This window comes from Halomonas salsilacus, assembly GCF_051216275.1.
GTDB lineage: Bacteria > Pseudomonadota > Gammaproteobacteria > Pseudomonadales > Halomonadaceae > Halomonas.
The window spans coordinates 158,963-178,951 of sequence record NZ_JBPKAQ010000008.1 but is presented as its reverse complement, the minus strand read 5'-3'; the positions used below and the strand labels follow the sequence as shown (position 1 = coordinate 178,951).

Sequence of the window (19,989 nt, the reverse complement as noted above, 5' to 3'; positions counted from 1 at the left end):
TCTCTCGCCCCGGTCGCAGTAGCGGTGGTTGTAGAGCCATTCGGCGCTGCAGCCGCGCAGGTGGGTGACCACATGGCGCTTGTGGAAGCTACGCCGGCTGGTTTCCTGCTGTACTGTCGACGTTTCTTGCTCATGATCAGAGCGTAATTCGGGGACCACTTCAGGATGGGCCAGGTGTTGCCCATGGTCATGAGACTACCTATAGGAACTTAACCAGTAAGACTTCTAGTGCCAGTATTCTCATCACTTAGGCATGATCAGCTTCACTCTTGAGGAGCCTGTTTTTTTTACACAAAGTTACTAACATGACTATTACTCGCGCGGTGCGAGCTAAGTTTGGCTTTGGGGACGTGCGGTGATACCCCGGGGCGGTAGCGTGGTCTGAGTCTCGTTGTGTCACCCAAGTTGTATTACCTAAGTAGCCCCTTTTAGCTAGTGGCTCCTTATAGTAGTCCCTTATACTAATAGTAATCCCTTCTACTTATAGTAATCCCTTGGCAGTCCATCTCGGTATTTTTTGGCCAAGGTACATCAACGTCCACCGAAGGACGCTCCGTGACAGAAAAGCGCGTCTCGCCACCCTCCGCTGTGCCGGATATCGACCTTGGTCACTTCTTCGGCTGGTTGGTTGATCATAAGTGGCTGATTATATCGTTTATGTTGCTGTTTGGCATCGGTGGATACCTGTATGCCGGCTCGCAGCCACGTATCTATAGTGCCGATTCCCTCGTTCAGGTGGAAAGCGCGAACGGCTCGCTGATCAACCTGCCCGGGATGTCGGGCCATGTCAGCGTCGAGAAGAATCGCACCCTGACGGAGATTGGCATCCTGCAATCCAGGATGGTGTTGGGTGAGGCCGTCGACCGAGAAAACCTGACTATTCGTGTCATACCCAAGCGCTTGCCCGTCTTCGGTAACTTCCTGGTCAACCGGGGTGTGTCCGTGCCGTCGTTGATGCGTGACAGACCCTATGTATGGGCCAACGAGTTTGCTGATGTGTCGCGCTTCGAGGTGCCTGATGGGGCGGATCCAGGCCTCTATACATTACGTTCATCCGGTGATGGCGGTTACGCCTTGTTGCAGGGGGAACGAGTTCTGCTGACCGGTCAGGCCGGCCAAACGGTGCACAGCGACGAGGGGTATCGGCTATTTGTGCAGCGACTCGAGGCGCATGCCGGCGCCGAGTTCCTACTCTACCGGAGCACTCGGCTGAGTGCGATCAATGCTCTCCAGTCGAATTTGAGCAGCCACCAGGCCCAGGGAGAGTGGTTGGTGAATCTTAGGCTGATCGGTCAGGACAGGGCCCGTATCGAGAGCACGCTCAACACTATCATGCAGGTTTTCCTGGCCCAGAATATCGAGCGGCAGTCCGCTGAGGCAGACCGCCAGCTTGAGTTTCTCGAGGAGCAGATTCCCCAGGTTGGCGATAGTCTCTCTGCTTCCGAAACCAACTTGAACAACTATCGCGCACAACATGATTCCGTCGATCTGGACTTCCAGACCGAAACCATGCTGAACCAGTTGGTTATGTACGAGAACCAGTTGTCGGATATCGAATTCCAGCGGGTCGAGCTTGAGCGACGCTTCACCAGCAGCCACCCCACTTACCAGGCGCTGATGACCAAACGTCAGCAACTGCAGGTTAACAAGGCGGAACTGGAAAGGCGCATCATGGACCTGCCCGAGACCCAGCAGGAAATCCTCAGTCTTGAGCGAGCGGCGCGCGTCAATCAAGAGATCTATATCCAACTGCTCAACAAGCAGCAGGAAATGCGTCTGGTCCAGGCCGGCACCATCGGCAATGTCAGGATACTCGACACGGCCGTGGTCCAGCCTTGGCCCATCTATCCGCGTTCGGATCGAATCATGCTGGTCAGTCTGCTCTTGGGCCTGATCGCTGCCATCGCCATTGTCATGATCCGTTACCTGCTCAATCGTGGTATCGAACTGCCCATGCAGCTCGAGGAACACGGCCTCCCCGTGTATGCCACCGTCCCCCTCTCCGCGGACCAGATAAAGCACTCCGGAGGGGGCAAGGCCGGGCGACATCGCCGCAAGCGTGCCGGTCTGCGCGACCTGCTGGCGCTGCGAAGTCCGGCCGATCTCTCCATCGAGGCACTGCGTAGCCTGAGAACAAGCCTGCACTTCGCCATGCTGGAGTCCGGTGACAATCGGCTCCTGATAACGAGTTCCTCGTCCGGGGCCGGCAAGAGCTTCATCAGCGCTAACCTGGCCGCTGTCTGTGCCGAGGCTGGCCAGAAGGTACTGGTGATCGACGGGGACATGCGCAAGGGCCAAATTCACCATGCATTTCAAGGTGGCAGCGAAGAGGGGCTCGCCGAACTCCTCAGTGGCAAGCTGACATTGGAAGTGGCAATCCGCAGCACAGGGGTGCAGGGGTTGGACTACATCGCCCGTGGCACCTCCCCGACCAAGCCTTCCGAGCTGTTGATGCAGGCGAGCTTATCGCAGCTGCTCGCCGACGTATCGTCGCGCTATGAGCTGGTGATCATCGATACCCCGCCGGTGTTGGCAGTGACCGATGCTGCCATCATCGGCAAGCAGGTCGGCACCAGCCTGCTCGTGGCCCGTTTCGGGGTGACCCCGCCAGGTGAGATAGAGGCGACGGTCAAGAAACTGGAAAACAGCGGCATCTTTCTCAAGGGTGCCGTTCTCAATGCGATGCGCCGGAAGATGTCCACAAAATATAGTTATTACACATACGCTTATAAATAGAACGTCATTGCCAGCAGCAGGTTGTTTCCCACCAGCGGATAGAAAATATCATGGCCACTGTTACCATTATCTCCCAAGGCCAAGGAAGGCAATCACGTTTTGTCAAAAGGATGCTTCACAATGGCAAGTTACAACTGTGGATGGGCTTGGCCTTTACCGTTCTATTGCCTACGTTAGTCAGCCAGGGTAGCCACTTCTGGGAGACCGCCGGTCCGACCCAATGGTTAACCTTCCTGCTCACTGCCTTGGCCTACTGGTGGTCGATCACTACCGTGCAGCGAATGAGTCGATTACCCGGAGTCTGTGCCTATCTGCTCAGCATCCCGGTAGCCTCGGTATGTTTCGCGATTCCTTATGTAGTAGTTGTGACGGTATCGGAAACCAGGATGCTCAACGAGCTTTACCTCGCCGGTTACTTCCTCACGATGCTGTACGGATCCATCGGTTACTGGATCGGGCGACACTACCGAGTGCTCAAGCTCGCTGTCGTGCCCTTCGGCAAGGCGCCCAGCCTGTGTCAAAATCAACGTGTCGAATGGTATAGGCTCGGAACGCCTGCGCTAGAGGGTGTCGAGGTGGATGGCGTCGTTGCCGACTTGTACGATGACCTCCCTCCCGAGTGGGAGCGCTTCCTGGCCGACTGCACCCTTCGCAGAATTCCCGTCTATCACTCCACCACCACGTATGAATGGCTAACCGGACGAGTGCAACTTGGTCACCTCTACGAGAATCGCTATGGCAGCCTGCGCCCGGATGAGGGGTACGAGGTGTTCAAGCGGTATCTGGACCTGCTCATCGTTCTGGCAACGCTGCCTCTCACTTTGCCGCTGATGGCTGTAACCGCCATCGCTATTCTCCTGGATAGCGGGAGCCCCGTGCTCTTCACCCAGCAGCGCATGGGTTTCCAGTGTCGCCCGTTCACCGTCTACAAGTTTCGCAGCATGTTCACCGAGCGTCAGGGTAGTGGCTACACCGAGGATAGAAAGGATCCACGTATTACTCGGGTGGGCAAGTTTATCCGCAAGTATCGTATCGATGAACTGCCCCAGCTTTATAACGTGCTGAAGGGGGATATGAGCCTGATCGGTCCACGTCCGGAATCCATGGAGCTGGCCAACTGGTACCAGAAGGACGTGCCGTTCTTCCACTATCGTCATGTGGTGCGACCCGGCATCTCAGGCTGGGCACAAGTGGAGCAGGGCTACGCCGCCGAAGTGGCCGGCATGAACCTCAAGCTGGAATACGATTTCTACTATATAAAAAATATTTCGATCTGGCTCGACCTGCTGATTTTACTGCGCACCATCCGCACCGTGCTTACCGGCTTCGGCAGTCGTTAGGCCATCGGCCCCTTTTCATCGGCCCCTTTTCATCGGCCCTTTTCATCGGCCTTGTTTATCGGTTCTATATGCTCTCTCAGCTCAAAGAACTCTACTCTCTACTCACCGCCGAGCAGCGCAAGAAATTGCTGTTTTTGCAGGTTCTGGTGGTGCTGATGTCCCTAGCCGAGATCGCTAGCGTAGTCTCCATCGCACCTTTTATGGCCTTGGTGGGCGACATGAGCCAGCTGCAGGGCGAGGGGATGATGGCGGCGCTTTATCGTGCAAGCGGCGTCGAGACCCCACGCGCCTTCCTTTTCTGGCTGGGGATCGGTGTGCTGGCGGTGCTCACCGGAGCAGCCCTAGTCTCCATGTATACTATCTGGAGGCTCTCCATGTATGGAGCGCGCGTCGGGGCTGAGCTCGCCAGTCGGCTCTATCGCCACTACATGCATCAGCCGTGGCTGTTCCATGCCAGTAGTAGCAGCAGCCAACTGACTAATCAGATAGCACAAGAGTGTCAGCGCATCACTAACGATATTATATACCCAATGATGCAGATGAATGCCAAGCTTGTGTTGGCGCTTCTCATGTCGGTGGCGATCTTTATCTACAACCCAGTGGTAGCGCTGGCGGGGCTAGCGATATTTTCCCTGGCTTACATCCTGCTCTATCGCACAGTGCGTCGGCGATTGACTCGCAATGGAAAAAGCATTTCTGAGGCACATCAGTTGCGCTATAAGTTGATGGCGGAAGGCTTTGGCGGAATCAAGGATGCTTTGCTACTGAGTCGCCAGCAGGTGTTCACCGACCGTTTCGATGAGGCTTGCGAACGCTTCGCCGAAGCCCAGGGCACGACTCTGGCGATGAGCCAGGCACCACGCTATGCCATGGAACTGGTGGCGTTCAGTAGCGTGATTCTTCTGATTCTCTACCTACTGGCTGCCCACCAGGGTAATTTGGGCACCATCTTGCCGGTGTTATCCGTTTATGCCTTGGCAGGCTTCAAGTTGCTACCGGCTTTCCAGCAGGTCTACACCAGCATCTCGCAGATTCGCGGCAACCTGGCGGCGTTTGATGCCTTGCGGGAAGACCTACGAGCCAGTGCCCTGGACCAGCGCACCCTATGTCATCACCTGACGCCTGATCTGCAGGAAGGTACTTGGGGGCCGCGCCATTCCATCCGTCTCGAGAAGGTGACCTTCACCTATCCCGGCAAGCAGGAGCCGGCGCTGAGGGGGGTGGATCTGGAGATTCCGGTCAATCAGATTGTCGGTCTGGTCGGCGCTTCCGGGTCCGGCAAATCGACCACTATTGATCTCTTGCTGGGGCTGATTGAGCCAGGCCAGGGGCAGCTGATGGTCGATGATCAGCCCGTGACAGACGCGAACCGGCGTGCCTGGCAGAACACTCTGGGCTTCGTGCCACAGTCGATCTTTCTTGCGGACAGCAGCATACGCGAGAACATCGGCTTCGGCTTGCCGCCTGATGTTATCGATGATGAAAAAGTACGCCATTCCGCAAGCCTGGCACACCTGGATGAGCTCCTGGCCGAGTTACCCGATGGCCTGGAGACCCGGGTAGGGGAGCGGGGCATACAGCTCTCCGGCGGTCAGCGCCAACGCATCGGCATTGCCAGGGCGCTTTACCATGATGCGGCGGTGCTGATACTTGACGAAGCCACTAGTGCCTTGGATGGTATTACCGAAAAAATGATCATGGAGGCCATTCACGACTTTACCGGCAAGAAGACCATCATCATTATCGCCCACCGGCTGACCACGGTAAGACTGTGCGACCGCATCTATCTGATGTCCAAGGGCCAGGTCGTGGACCAAGGCAATTATCAATCATTACTGAAAAGTAACAAGACCTTTCAGCGCATGGCGCAACATGCTTGAAGGGCAATTCGAAGGCAGCTCAGTGCAATGTCGATTAGCAACGCAAGGCGAAGCTTGATTAATGCGGCATCGTGGTGACCGTGTCAGTAATAGGGCAGGAGAGTGCAAAAATGATAAATACCATACTAGTCACCGGTGGGGCTGGGTTTCTTGGTTCCCATCTGTGCGAGAGTTTGCTGAACGAAGGGAATAATGTCATCTGCGTTGACAACTTCTCGACGGGTAGCAAGGACAATATTCTCCATCTTTATGGAAATCCGAGATTCGAGATAATACGACACGATATCAACTTGCCGTTATATGTGGAGGTTGATCAGATCTATAACCTCGCCTGTCCTGCAAGTCCCGTGCATTATCAGCTCGATCCCGTGCAGACCATCAAGACAAACGTGCATGGATCCATCAATCTTCTGGGTCTGGCAAAGCGCACCAAGGCGAGGATTCTGCAGGCGTCAACGAGTGAAGTCTATGGCGACCCGGAAGTGCACCCGCAGCCGGAATCCTATTGCGGCATGGTCAACCCCATTGGCAAAAGGAGTTGCTATGATGAAGGTAAGCGTTGTGCCGAGTCGCTTTTTTTCGATTACCATCGCCAATACCAGATGGATATCAGAGTCGCGCGTATTTTCAATACCTATGGTCCACGTATGCATCCTGATGATGGACGAGTGGTCAGCAATTTCATCATGCAAGCGCTGCAGGACAAAGAGATTACCATCTACGGAGACGGCCACCAGACACGTAGCTTTTGTTATGTCGACGACTTGGTCGATGGCTTGATGCGACTTATGAATACAGAAAATGTGGTTGGCCCTGTCAATTTGGGTAATGATGGTGAATTTTCTATGCAAGAATTGGCAGAAAAAGTGATAAGGCTAACAGGCAGCAGCAGCCAGCTAAGCTACCATCCGTTACCCATGGATGACCCAAGACAACGCCGTCCTGATCTCCGTCAGGCCAAGGAAAAGCTGGGATGGAACCCTAGTGTGGCACTGGAGGATGGGTTGGTATTGACTATAAACTACTTTTCCAAACTTGCACTTGGCCACGGCGAGGTAAATACGTGTGATTTTATGATGAGCGAGTCTAGCTAAAATAGCTCGAATACGATTATTACTCAATCATCAAATTAAAAAACGAGAATAGTCGATGGCCATACCCAAAATATCGAGTTCACATAATGTTAGACAAGTATTTGGAAATTTTTTACGCTACCTTGAGGATTTATTAAAAATAGACCCAGAAAATGTGAGAGGATGGAAAAAAAATGATTCTTCTAAATGGATTGGGGAAGCTAATCTCAGCCATTTATATTCGTTAGATTATCCTGATGGCCACACTAAACTAATTGATAAAATTAAGTGGGAGAAGTCTTGCCGAAAACAAAATCAAGGTGTTTGCATGTTGCATAATTGCCGTGTTTTGATGCTAGCGATAAGACAAAATAACGAATCATTGAATGATTATCGTCGGATTGCTATTATTTTCTTTTATTTTTATAGGCTTAATGCGCTCCCTGCTCAACATATCCTTCCGTACTATTTGCTTCATGGGGAGTGGAAGCAGTTCTGTAAGCATTACCGAAATAGAGAATATGTGTCTGGAAATATTGCTGTATTAGGTAATTATGTGTCAGATTATTGCAATTACTATCATTTTTGGGTAGATACAATTTCTGATATTTGGTACTTGCGACAAAATATTGCTACATCAGAAATGCCTCAGCGTTACCTTATGTCATATTGTGGTGTCGAGTGGCAAAAACAGATTTTAGAAATTTGTGGAATAGATCCAGACCAAGTGATTCCTTTTACGGAGTATACTTACTTCTGTGTTGAAAACTTGGCTGTGCCTGTTAGAGATAAAGGGCCAATAGTAATACCAGCTTGGCAAGCAAATGCTATCCGAATTATGGCTGGATGGCAAAATAGTGATAAACCTTCGAGTCGATTTTTGTATGTTTCTCGTGCTGATGCTAATAAACGATGTATTGTAAACGAGCCGGAAATTCATGAGCAACTACTGAGGAGCGGATTTGAAATAATTACCCTTGAGGGTATGCATGTAAAAGATCAACAAATATTGTTTGGTGAAGCGAAAGCTATAATTGCACCACACGGTGCGGGCTTGACTAATATTGTATGGTGTAACCCTGGTACTGTTCTTGTAGAATTACTCTCTGAGCAACATTTGCTCCCTTGCTTTAAAGAGTTAGCAAAGCAGCGGGAAATGATTTATTTTCCTATAAAATGCAAAACAACCGGGGAGGGGAGAAAAGGCCTTGAAGAAAATGTTGTAATATCTTCAAAACAAATTAAAGATGCATTAAATTTTATTGAATCCGTTTTTTGAGATTTTTTATGTCTGTCTTTAATCTAATTATAGACGGAATAGTTGTAGCTATTTTAGTTTTTGTGTGAAAAGTTAATCTTGAATTTTTGTCTTCAAGGATTGCTATGTAAGTCACAGGATTAAATTAAGGCATCTGTATGAAAGATGATTATATCCTTTTTGTTACTCAGTTTCTAAAGCACCAAAGCCAGAAAGGGCAGACAGGTGGTACCTTAAGTAATTTTTTTTTCCTGAAAGCACTTTCCACTTTCAGAAAGGTTCGCGTTTTATCTTTCGATGTCGATACTCAGCAGGTTGCTCTTTTTGCTAAGGAAGGTATTGAAGTGTTTGCGTCACCACCTCCCAAGTGGAAGGGAGTAAGGCTTGTGATGCACTGGAATTCTTTCGTTCGAAAGGAGATTGTATGCTTCATACGGGAGTACGGGATGCCAGGCCACCTTGTGGTGACTACTTCATCTGTTCCAGCTCTTGACGGTATTGACGGTATTCCAAAATGTAAATGCAGTGTGGTCATTCAGGCCTACGAGAATTTCGGCCTTCGCCCACCGAAAGTGAGTTGGCGTTCCCGCTTGAGCCTTGCAAAATTGGCGATGATTGGGCACTTCAGTGATGCTCGACTGATGCGCAAAGCTGATAATGTGATTACCAACAGCAATTTCATGAAGAGGGTAATCTCACATCGGTTCGGTGTAGACATGGCTAACATCAGGATCGTTCCACAACTTTGCGACATGCCGCGGTCGAAACAGACTTATCTCGATGTATTGCCAAATGTCGGCTTCGTGACCCGCGGTTCCGAGAAAAATCTCCCTTTCATTCTCGAATTGTCTCGCCGTGCGCCGGATCTCACTTTTCTGGTCTATGGGCACACGGATGGGATTGGAGAAGGTTTTCCGGAAAATGTGCGGGTGATGGGCTGGGCTTCGGACAGACAGATAATGATTGAATCGGCGGCCGTTTGGTTGATGCCTTCTACATGGGCTGAGCCTTTTGGCCGAGTGTCTATCGAAGCCCAGGCCGCGGACAGAATTGCGCTAGTGATTGATTCCGGCGGACTATCGGAAACTGTTGTCGACAGACAATTCGTGATTCCGAACTTTGATCCAGAGGTATGGGTGCAGAAAATCCGAGAAGTCATGGAGTTGCCGGTATCTGTCGTAGAGAATAACGGTCAGGTCATCCGGAATATGTTTTCACAGGCAGCTCATGATAACGAAATTAGACGAATATTTATATCATAAGGCTAGCGGAATCTATCCAAATGTCGCATAAGATCTCCATCCTCTTACCCAATCTCTGCGGCGGTGGGGCCGAGCGTGTCAACATCGACCTTGCTCATGAGTTCGCGACCGCTGGTCACGACGTTGAATTTGTGTTGATGCAGGCACAGGGGGAATTGTTACCAGAAACGCTGTTGTCATTTGATGTTGTCGATCTCGCGACACCCCGCGCCCGTTCGCTGCCCCTCACACTCATTCGCTATCTGCGCCGACGCCGCCCTGATGTCCTTATCGCCGCTATGTGGCCGCTGACTGTTATCGCACCGCTCGCCGGGCGACTGTCTGGCCATCGCTGTAAGGTGCTGGTATCAGAACATTGCAATTTGACATCGCAATACCGCAATTGGGGCCGAATGCATCGGGCGATGATGCGGGCTTCCATGGCTTTAGGTTTTCGTCTGGCCGACTGCCGAGTGGGGGTTTCTGCTGGTGTGGCGGAGGATGCTGCTACCATATCTCGCTTGCCGTTCGACGCCTTTAAGGTGGTTCACAATCCGGTCCCCCCCCGTCCTGAGCCAAGCGCAGAGGTAATCAAGAGGACTGAGGAGTTATGGGGCGCGCCGCCCGGTGCTCGCATCCTAACCGTCGGGACGATGAAGGCGATGAAAAACCACCCCCTTCTTCTTCGTGCTTTTGCCGAGCTGGATCGACCCGAGGCACGGCTGATGTTCGTGGGCGATGGTTCCGGGCGCAATGAGTTACTGTCTCTAGCGCGAGAGTTAGGAGTTGCAGACCGCGTGATCCTGGTTGGTTTTCATCCAGACCCAACCCCCTTCTACCAGACGGCTGATGTCTTTGCTTTGTCCTCGGATTACGAGGGCTTCGGAAATGTGATTGTTGAAGCCATGGCCTGCGGAACGCCCGTGGTCGCGACCGATTGCCCATCAGGGCCGGGTGAAATCCTAGACAGTGGCAGCTATGGACGACTGGTGCCAGTGGGGAATTCAACAGCACTGGCGAGCGCAATTGCGGTAACTCTTGATGAGCCCGCACCAAAAGAGCTTCTTCAATCCCGCGCCGAAGATTTTCACCCGGCCAAAGCTGCACGGGCCTACCTCCACTTGTTGGGTCTCTGATGATTGCAAAGATACTCATAGAAATACATCGCCTGGCTGTGCTGGCGGGAAGTATCTAACGACCGGATTGAACCATGCGGGTCCCTAGGCTCTGCCCGAGACTGCTATTGAGAGTCGATACTTCGGGTTACAGCCAACTTTACTTATCAATACCCTACCCAGCAGGGGATGCTATTCCATGTGCGGTCTGACTGGTTTTCTCGATTCTGAATTTTTGGATTTGGATAATCTTCGCGCACGGATTCAGCCGATGACCGATAGCCTGCGACGCCGTGGCCCGGATGGCGATGGTATTTGGGTGGGTGAAGGCGTGGCTTTGGGCCATCGGCGACTCGCCATTCTGGATCTAAGTGAAGCAGGCGCGCAGCCTATGCTTTCGGCTTCTGGCCGCTTAGTGATTTCTTTTAACGGCGAGATCTATAATCACCTCGACCTACGTCGACAACTGAAAGTGGAATGTTCTGATATCTCCTGGGTCGGGCATTCAGATACCGAAACACTACTGGCCGCCATTGCGCATTGGGGGCTTGACAAAACGCTTTGCCGGGCAAGTGGCATGTTCGCGATCGCGCTGTGGGATAGGCAAGAACGGAAACTTCTACTAGCGCGCGACCGGATGGGTGAAAAGCCACTTTATTGGGGATGGGCAGGGCGTACACTTGTCTTTGGCTCAGAGCTCAGTGCGCTCCGGCAACATCCGAATTTCCCAAAGCAGATCTGCCGCTCGGCCACAGCGCAATATCTGCGCTTTTGCTATGTCCCTGCACCACGCAGCATTCATCCTGGGATTTTTAAACTGGAGCCAGGTTGCGTGCTTCAGGTTGACGGCTTCCCGCCAGCTGCACCGCCCGACCGACCATTGCGGCCTGGTGAGCGGTTGGAGACTTTATCCATTCGTCGATACTGGTCACTTAATGACACTATCGAGAGTGGAGTGTATGCTCCTATCAATAACGAGAAAGAAGCGTTTTCATCACTCGATGCTGCCCTTAACAGGGCGGTTGAAAGGCAGATGCTCGCCGATGTTCCCTTGGGTGCCTTTCTCTCTGGTGGGGTCGATAGTTCGCTGATTGTAGCGCTGATGAAAAGCCAGGCGGCGCAACCGGTGCAAACCTTCACTGTAGGGTTTGAAGAATTTGATTTTGATGAATCCCCCCATGCTAAAGCTGTGGCCCGTCACCTTGGGACTAATCATGCCGAGATTTTCGTCACAGATTACGAGACTCGGGATGTTATTCCTGAACTACCAGATCTCTATGGCGAACCATTTGCTGATTCATCGCAGATTCCAATGCATCTTATATGCCGAGCCGCACGACAGCATGTGGTTGTAGCATTGTCCGGAGACGGAGGCGATGAACTATTCGGTGGTTATAACCGTTATTTCTGGGGGCCTAACGTCTGGAACCGATTTGAGCCGATTCCCTTCGCCCTGCGAAGGCTTATGGGTGTTACGATCCAGACCATTCCAGTGGCTGGTTTGAACAGTCTCGGTAGGCTTCACAATTATTTTCGCCCTGGGACCTCTGAAATTTCGCCCCTCGGTGATAAGGTATATCGGATGGCGGAAAGGCTGCGCCATGTAAGAAATATGGACGATCTTTATTGTAGTCTAGTTAGCGAGTGGAATACCCCTTCGGAACTTTTGTTAGGAATAGTTGAACCAAAATCACAGCTTGATGACCCTCTTCCTTCTTCCCTTGATGATGACCCCATTGCTCGCATGATGGTTCAGGATATGCGTAGTTACCTGCCGGATGATATTCTTTGTAAAGTAGACAGGGCCGCCATGGGCATCAGCTTGGAAACAAGGTTGCCTATGCTTGATCATGAAGTGATAGCCCTTTCCATGCGTTTACCGATGGATATGAAGATTCGTGATGGTGTTGGCAAATGGGCACTGCGGAAACTTCTTTATCAACGAGTACCCCAGGCGCTCATTGACCGACCTAAAGCGGGATTTGGTATACCCATGGGGCTATGGCTCCGTGGCCCGCTACGTGAGTGGGCTGAGAATCTTCTCGAACCGGAAAAATTGGCTGCCGATGATTTGCTCAACCCTTTGCCAATCCGGCGAGTCTGGTCTGAGCATCTATCGGGGAAAAGAGACTGGACATATAGGCTATGGAATGTATTGATGTTGCAGGCTTGGCGAGAAAAACATTGTAGCTTTTAGGAATATATATAGTGTAGAAATCAGTTTCTCTTATGTCTTATTTCTCACAAATGAGTCGTGAAATTTCCGCATGGCTGTCGTCTCGATTTCGAGCTTTTTTCCTTGATTCATTAAACAAACTCAGCACGTTATACTATCCGAATATCATGAGGGGGCAAGTGCCTGCACCCTCCCTGATTTACCAATGGACTGCAGTACGACCCACGTCGGTTAAGGGTCTAAGCATGGTTTCTATTATAAATAAATACTTGGCTTCTTACCTTCTTTTTTATTGAGCTAAGGTGGAGTTACTTTTATGTACTTTGATGGATTTTTGTGCGCAAGTCTAGCTAGCGAAATTGACCGTAGGTTGAAATTTTCCTCTCCCTTCAAGGATCCTGCTCAATATAGATTTGTAGAAAGTGTCGATGGTAGAAGCTGGACGGTTGAGGACGCTGACAAACATGTTTCAGCAGAATTTAAATTATTGCGAAAAAAAGAAAGGGAGGGAGGCCGAAAGTGGGTCAATGAAGCTGCGGTTGCTTGCACAATCACACATCGCGATAAGCTACTTAATGAAGCAGCAGAGAGAGTATGTTTTCTTTGTGAGGATGATGTAGTTATTGATGGTTCGTTTATAAAGCATTGGCAATGCAAAATGCTAAGGTTAAAATTTTCAGAGCTCAACGGATTGGTATTGGGTTGCTATAGTTCTCATGACATTATTGAAGTTAGCGCAGAACCTTTATTGACCTTTGGTAAGTTCGGCGTTTATGAGTTTCTAGGTTCCAAGGTATACAGTGCGGCGTGCTATTTTTTGCCTCCGTCACTGGCAGAAAGTGTCATTCTTTATCAGACTCCAGTGAAATGTATTTCAGATCAGTGGGAAACTATTAGGCGAACCGTAAATTTTCCAATATTTTTAATTTACCCTGCGCCTGCAAGTTTTGTGGCTTTTTCTTCAAATATAGGCTATGGAAATTTTAGAGTATCTTCAAACTCCCTATTCTGGCGTTCAATAAGAAAACTAAACAGAAGCGTCAATGTTAATCATTATACAAATAAAATTGTATTTAAATCTGATGGGTAAATCTATGCATCAAGTCATAAAGTGAAGATCCTGGAATATAGAGTATAGATGTCTTTTCATTGTTTGTGTGGGAGCTTATTCCATCAAATCATTCAATATATCCCACTTTAGAAATGGGTTATTGCACTATTTTCTCTGATAGGTTGCATGTGGTACTTGGAACTTCAGTCCGCCGACTCCTTTCTTGATTGCCATGTCAAATGATCTGGTCTTTTATGCGAAATATCCCTTCTACGGTCAGTCTTAATCAGCCTGTACTATTTATCACCTACGACGGTTTGCTAGACCCGCTGGGTGGCAGTCAGATTCTGCCTTATTTGTACGGTATCGCAGCTCAGCCGCGGCAGTTGCATATCGTGAGTTTTGAGAAGCCCGCTCGTTTTGAGCACGGAGAAAGTGCACTCAGGTATGAATTCAGAAAAAGACAAATTGGCTGGACACCGCTGCCATTTACGTCGCGAATGGGGAAACTGGGAAAAATGTGGGACCTGATCCGAATGTACGCCACGGCACTCGGGTTGCAGCGACGCTACCGCTTCGGAATCGCTCACTGCCGCAGCTATCCGGCGATGCAGGTTGGCTGTTTTCTTCGTCGTTTCACGGGAGTCAAGACAATATTTGACATGCGTGGACTCTGGGTCGACGACAGGGTGGAGGGAAATCTCTGGCCGCAAGACCGCTGGTTCTATCGGCGGCTCTACCGCTATTACAAGCGGCTGGAGCGACGGCTTCTGGAGTGTGCGGATGCAGTAGTCGTGCTCACTGAACGAGTGGTTCCCGAACTAGGCCGCCTGGCGCCTGGCATGCATGCCCCTGTTGTGGTGATTCCCTGTTGTGCGGATTTCGATCATTTTTCGGAAGTCTCGACGTCGGACAAATTGGCGACTCGCGCCGATATTGGCATCGACAGAGGAGCCTTGGTCATCTCCTATCTCGGGTCGCTAGGGACCGTCTACTTGCTTGACGAAATGCTCCGGCTGTTCGAGACCGTGGCACGTCAGCGCGATGACGCCCACTTGCTCCTGATCACCCAGGACTGGTCACCTCAGCAAGATGCACGCCTAACTGAGTCGAGCCTGGCCGACCTTCGACATCGTATTCATGTCAGGTCTGCCCGACGCGACGAGGTCCCGGGGTTGCTCGGCGCCTCGGATCTCATGCTGAGCTTTCGACGTGCCACCTATTCCCAGATGGCCTGCTCACCCACGAAACTTGCGGAAGCCTTCGCGCTGGGCATCCCCGCGATCAGCAATGCCGGGGTGGGCGATATCGATGCACTTACCCAGGCACTGGACGCCGGCGTGGTGATCGATCTGGAAGATCCCACAGCCTTCGAACGCATCGTCGCAGATCTCGACGGGATTCTTGCCAAGGGAGGCGAGCGATTGCGACAGAGGGCGCGGGACTCTCTGGGGCTGGAAAGGGCCTTGAGCGCCTATCACCGGGTATACGCGCAGGTCGAGGGCTTGCCATGAAGAGCCGGATCGATCCTGACCTCTATGTGGTGGACGTGTGCGGTACCCTCGTCTTCGATGACACCACGCTCGGACTTCTGAGCCATCACTTTGCCAGGGATGCCGCGCGGCCGCTGCGCGCTCGGCTCTTCAATGCCGTGAGTTCGCGCCGTCGCCTGCTGTGGTGGGCCTTCGCAGTGGCGGAAAAGTTGTCCGGGCAACATCTCTTGAAGCGTTTCGCCGTACGCCTGCTGGCCGGGGAGCGACGCGAGGCGCTCGACGAGAGTGCTCACGAGTATGCCAAGAAGCTATTGGCTGATCGGCGCATAGCCTCCGTCTGGCAAGTGCTGGAAGAACCATTCGCGACAGGACGCGTCGTGCTTGCCTCTGCCAGCCTCGACCCGGTGGTAGCGGCACTGGCCTCCTTGACCGGTGCTCGGTATGTGGCCAGCACGCTCGAACAGCGCGATGGAGTCTTGTCGGGGCGTTACGAGACGGACCTGACGGGCCGAAAGCGCCAGGCGCTGGTCGCCAAGTACGGTGAGAGCCTCCTGGCGGGTACGATCGGCGTGATGACGGATAATGCCTCCGATTGTGCCCTGGTCGATATGGCCGCGGTGGCCTACATCGTGCTGCACGATAAGGCACACCGCGAACGCTGGCAGGGGGTCGGGGCGAACTTTATCGAGATCGGCTCATGAAACTGGTGTATCTGCTGCCATTCAGCTACTTCCTGGACACTCGTCTTCGCGAAGGCAGCATTTTCTTTCATCTGGTTTTCGAGTGGTTGGCCGCGGTGGTACTCGTTGTAGTGGTGGGAGCGGCGGAGCCGCTGCAGGCCCTGGCCATGGCGGGTCTTGCCTATCTGGCGTTCATCAGCCTGTATGAGATTGGCTACCTTGTGAACGACCTGGTCGCGGCTCCACGGGAAGCGGGGGGGCGCAGGCGAGGGCCGCAGGGCGCGACGCTCGGGTGGGGGCTGGCATGGACCGGCAGTCGCCTCGTGGTATTCATGTTGGTCACGACATGGCTGGATTTACTGACGGTACCGGCGTGGTGGTCGTTTTACCTGGCCCTGTGTCTCACCTTTGCCCTGCACAATATCCTGAAGGACAAGGAACTCAAGGCGGCCACCTTCCTGTGGCTGGCATGGTTGAGATTCATGGCCCCGGTGATGTTTGTGGTGGAAGACTCCCAGCGGCTCGGCATCGGGCTGGCGGCGGCTGTCTCCTATGTTGCCTTTCGCCTGCTGGGTTACCTGGACAGTAAGGACCTCCTGCGTATGCCCGGCAGACAACGCGCCGCGTTCCGGCTGTTCTTTTTTCTGATGCCCCTCATCGGCCTGCTGGCCCTCTGGCCCTATACTGGCGCCGAAGGGTTCCTGGTCCTGACGGGCTATTTTGCCGTGGCGGCGACGGCGGGCACCCTGATGGGGCCGGCCCTGGCGCGCGTCTCGCATTTGGGCAGGTAGGCGCCATGTGTGGCTTCACCGGGTTCCTGAAGGGTGGATGGCCCTCGATGGCTGAGCTGAAAGGCGAGGTCATGGCGATGGCGGATACCCTCCAGCACCGTGGCCCCGACGACGCGGGAATCTGGGTCGATGGTGACGCCGGCATGGCGCTGGGGCACCGCCGGCTCGCCATTCTCGATCTCTCGCCGGCTGGCCATCAGCCCATGCACTCGGCCTGCGAGCGCTATGTGATCGCCTTCAACGGCGAGATTTATAACCACCTATCGTTGAAGAGTAAGTTACAAGGAACAAGCAACAAGGAAACCCCTTGGAAAGGGCATTCCGATACCGAGACTCTGCTGGCGGCGTTTAGTGCCTGGGGTGTGGCGCCAACGCTGAAGGCGGCGGTGGGGATGTTTTCCATTGCCCTGTGGGATCGAAAGGAACAGACGCTGACCCTGGCGAGGGATCGCTTCGGCGAGAAGCCTCTCTATTATGGGTTTGCCCAGGGGCTGAGTAATGAAGCAGGCGCGGTAACAGGCCGTGGCCCGCTGTTGTTCGGTTCCGAGCTGAAGAGCCTGATGGCCCACCCTGAATGGCAGGGCACCCTGGCGACGGAGGCACTGGAAGGCTACTTACGCTTCGGCTGCGTGGGGGACGAGGCCAGTATTTTTCAGGGTGTTGCCAAGCTGCAGCCGGGTTCACTGCTGACGATCACACGGGCCGATGTACAGGCCGGCCGGTTGCCGGCGCCCGTGCGCTGGTGGTCGGCGGAGCAGGCCGCTCGTGATGCCATGCAGACAGGCCGCCTCGAGGATCCCGAGGCGGCCGTTTCTGCGGTGGAACAGGCGCTTGGCCAATCGGTACGCCACCGTATGCTCGCCGATGTGCCGCTGGGGGCCTTCCTCTCCGGGGGTATCGATAGCTCCTTGATCGTGGCGCTGATGCAGCAGCAGTCTGAACGCCCGGTACGCACCTTTTCGGTGGGCTTCGACGATGCTCGCTACGATGAATCCCGGCATGCGGAGGCGGTGGCGGCGCACTTGGGCACCGAGCATATGACGCTGCAGGCCACCTCACAGATGGCGCTGGACCTGGTGCCGAGCCTACCGGAGTTCTATGACGAGCCCTTCGCGGATTCCTCCCAGCTGCCTACTGCGCTGATTTCAAGGCTGACACGCGAGCATGTCACCGTGGCGCTTTCAGGCGATGGTGGCGATGAACTCTTCGGGGGCTATAACCGCCACCTCTGGGTGCCGCGCATCTGGCACAAGCTCAAGCGCCTGCCACTGCCGTCGCGCCGGGCATTGGGCGGCGCGCTCAGGGCGATTCCCTCCCACGCCTATGACCGGATGATGCACTGGGGAGGTAAGGTACTGCCCAATCGGCTGCAAATCCGTACCTTCGGCGAGAAGCTGCACAAGCTGGCCGCGGTGCTGGAAAGCCCTAGCCAACGTGCACTGTTTGCCGGCGTGGCCTCGATGAATCGTCACCCTGCTGGATTGCTGGCAGGGCAGGGCAATGGACAAGCCCCGGAGGCCCTGTTCCCGGCTCTCCAGCAGTTCACCGGCGTGGAGTGGATGCTGCTGATGGATACGCTTCACTACCTGGTCGACGACGTGCTGGTGAAGGTGGACCGCGCCAGCATGGCCAGTAGCCTGGAAGTCCGTGTGCCCTTCCTCGACCCCGAGGTATTCCACACCGCCTGGCGCATTCCTACCGATATCAAGCTGCGCGACGGCCAGGGTAAGTGGGTGCTGCGCCAGCTGCTGTATCGCCATGTCCCGCGCGGGCTGATCGAGCGGCCCAAGATGGGCTTCGCCGTGCCGCTGGATGCCTGGCTGCGGGGTCCGCTAAGAGAGTGGGCAGAGGATCTGCTTTCCAACGACAGCCTGGCCGAGTTGCCCAGGCTGGATGGACTCCAGGTGCGCAAGCTGTGGCAGGCCCATCTGAAGGGGCAGGGGCACCACGCCCAACAGCTCTGGGCGGTGCTGCAATTACTCGCCTGGCAGCGGCGGTGGAAGCCCGGACTTTCCTGATTCATGACGCTGGGCACTGCATTCTCGGTGCCTCTCACTGCATAAGCGGTTGCCATGTTGCCTTACTGGATTCTCTTCCTGATACCCGCCGTGGGGGTGCTGGCACCCTACCGGCTGACCCCTGCCTCTCGCCCACTGATGTGGTGGCTGGTCGGTAGCCTGTTTGCCCTGGCTATCGGCCTACGCTTCGAGGTCGGTGGTGATTGGGTGGCGTATCTGAGATATCTGAGCGGTGCCTCGACCATGACCTTGTTCGAGGTGTTCACGAGCAAGGATCCAGGCTATTACCTAGTCAACTGGTTAGCGGCGAACTTGGGCGGCAATATCCACTGGGTGAACCTGGCCTGTGGTGCCATCGTCATGACTGGGGTAGTGGCCTTTGCTCGCAACCAGCCGTTGCCCTGGCTGGCCCTGTTGGTTGCGGTGCCTTATCTGATCATCGTGGTAGCCATGGGCTACACACGCCAGGCAGTGGCTTTGGGGTTCATCCTGCTGGGCCTGGTGGCCCTCGGCGATGGCAAGGTTCGCACTTTCGTGTTCTGGGTGCTGGTCGGCGCAGCTTTTCACAGGTCCGCGGTACTGATGCTGCCGGTGGCGGGGTTGGCGGGCAGCCAGAGTCGGCTCACTTCCCTGGCCTGGGCGGGGATGGCCACGCTGATTGGCGGTTACTTGTTCCTGTTTGACTCCACTGACGAGCTTTGGACCAATTATGTCGAGGCCGATTACCAGTCCGAGGGTGGCCTGATCCGCGTATTGATGAATGCTGGGCCGGCAGTGCTCTTTTTAATGTTCCAGAGATACCTGCAGCTCAATGAAGATGAGCGGCGCCTCTGGTGGTGGCTCTCGGTGTTGGCGATTGCCTGCATCCCCCTGGTGATGATGTCGTCCACGGCCACCGACCGAGTCGCTCTATACCTGATTCCCCTTCAGATCTTCGTGTTTACGCGGCTTCCGCTGATTACCCGAGACATACGCTGGTCGACGCTGATCGTGTTCAGCGTGGTGACCTACTATGCCGCGGTGTTGCTCGTGTGGCTCATGTTGGCGGCACATTCACAAGCCTGGTTGCCGTTTCAATTGGTGTGGTTGGTATGAGCTGGAGACAAGTAACAAGGCGTGAGGGGGAGCAGGAACGAG

14 protein-coding genes are annotated in these 19,989 nt (G+C 53.7%); all 14 read left to right on the top strand.

Going from position 1 to position 19,989, the window contains the following annotated elements:
* Window positions 1-555 precede the first annotated feature (555 nt).
* The 14 genes from ACR80S_RS12910 to ACR80S_RS12845 all read left to right on the top strand — a co-directional run bounded on the left by ACR80S_RS12910 (window position 556) and on the right by ACR80S_RS12845 (window position 19,947).
* Window positions 556-2,736: a polysaccharide biosynthesis tyrosine autokinase gene (locus tag ACR80S_RS12910; protein ID WP_435403403.1), complete on the top strand. Its 2,181-nt coding sequence runs from the start codon at window positions 556-558 to the stop codon at window positions 2,734-2,736.
* Between the two features lie 50 nt (window positions 2,737-2,786).
* Complete coding sequence (locus tag ACR80S_RS12905) at window positions 2,787-4,076, top strand: exopolysaccharide biosynthesis polyprenyl glycosylphosphotransferase (protein WP_435403402.1); 1,290 nt, start codon at window positions 2,787-2,789, stop codon at window positions 4,074-4,076.
* Between the two features lie 68 nt (window positions 4,077-4,144).
* Window positions 4,145-5,956 (top strand): ABC transporter ATP-binding protein, encoded by a 1,812-nt coding sequence (locus tag ACR80S_RS12900; RefSeq protein WP_435403401.1) that lies wholly within the window; start codon window positions 4,145-4,147, stop codon window positions 5,954-5,956.
* Window positions 5,957-6,066: 110 nt separating this feature from the next.
* Window positions 6,067-7,050: a UDP-glucuronic acid decarboxylase family protein gene (locus ACR80S_RS12895; protein WP_435403400.1), complete on the top strand. Its 984-nt coding sequence runs from the start codon at window positions 6,067-6,069 to the stop codon at window positions 7,048-7,050.
* A 55-nt stretch (window positions 7,051-7,105) separates the two neighbouring features.
* Entirely contained in the window at window positions 7,106-8,308 is a 1,203-nt protein-coding gene (locus tag ACR80S_RS12890) for a glycosyltransferase family 61 protein (protein ID WP_435403399.1), read from the top strand.
* 137 nt (window positions 8,309-8,445) lie between these two features.
* The gene (locus ACR80S_RS12885) at window positions 8,446-9,549 is read left to right on the top strand and encodes a glycosyltransferase family 4 protein (RefSeq protein ID WP_435403398.1); all 1,104 of its coding nucleotides are present in this window, start codon (window positions 8,446-8,448) and stop codon (window positions 9,547-9,549) included.
* A 20-nt stretch (window positions 9,550-9,569) separates the two neighbouring features.
* Window positions 9,570-10,664 carry a glycosyltransferase gene (locus tag ACR80S_RS12880; protein WP_435403397.1) on the top strand — a complete coding sequence of 365 codons (1,095 nt, stop codon included), beginning with the start codon at window positions 9,570-9,572 and terminating at the stop codon, window positions 10,662-10,664.
* A gap of 178 nt (window positions 10,665-10,842) precedes the next feature.
* The gene (asnB, locus tag ACR80S_RS12875) at window positions 10,843-12,840 is read left to right on the top strand and encodes an asparagine synthase (glutamine-hydrolyzing) (RefSeq protein ID WP_435403396.1); all 1,998 of its coding nucleotides are present in this window, start codon (window positions 10,843-10,845) and stop codon (window positions 12,838-12,840) included.
* A 295-nt stretch (window positions 12,841-13,135) separates the two neighbouring features.
* Entirely contained in the window at window positions 13,136-13,909 is a 774-nt protein-coding gene (locus ACR80S_RS12870; RefSeq protein ID WP_435403395.1) for a hypothetical protein, read from the top strand.
* A 200-nt stretch (window positions 13,910-14,109) separates the two neighbouring features.
* Complete coding sequence (locus ACR80S_RS12865; protein ID WP_435403394.1) at window positions 14,110-15,384, top strand: glycosyltransferase; 1,275 nt, start codon at window positions 14,110-14,112, stop codon at window positions 15,382-15,384.
* Window positions 15,381-16,064 (top strand): haloacid dehalogenase-like hydrolase, encoded by a 684-nt coding sequence (locus ACR80S_RS12860; RefSeq protein WP_435403393.1) that lies wholly within the window; start codon window positions 15,381-15,383, stop codon window positions 16,062-16,064. Before ACR80S_RS12865 ends, ACR80S_RS12860 begins: the two co-directional genes overlap by 4 nt.
* Window positions 16,061-16,834, top strand: a complete 774-nt coding sequence (locus ACR80S_RS12855) for a hypothetical protein (protein ID WP_435403392.1) — start codon at window positions 16,061-16,063, stop codon at window positions 16,832-16,834. Before ACR80S_RS12860 ends, ACR80S_RS12855 begins: the two co-directional genes overlap by 4 nt.
* A gap of 5 nt (window positions 16,835-16,839) precedes the next feature.
* Entirely contained in the window at window positions 16,840-18,852 is a 2,013-nt protein-coding gene (gene asnB, locus ACR80S_RS12850) for an asparagine synthase (glutamine-hydrolyzing) (protein WP_435403391.1), read from the top strand.
* 54 nt (window positions 18,853-18,906) lie between these two features.
* Complete coding sequence (locus ACR80S_RS12845) at window positions 18,907-19,947, top strand: EpsG family protein (RefSeq protein ID WP_435403390.1); 1,041 nt, start codon at window positions 18,907-18,909, stop codon at window positions 19,945-19,947.
* Window positions 19,948-19,989: the final 42 nt, after the last annotated feature.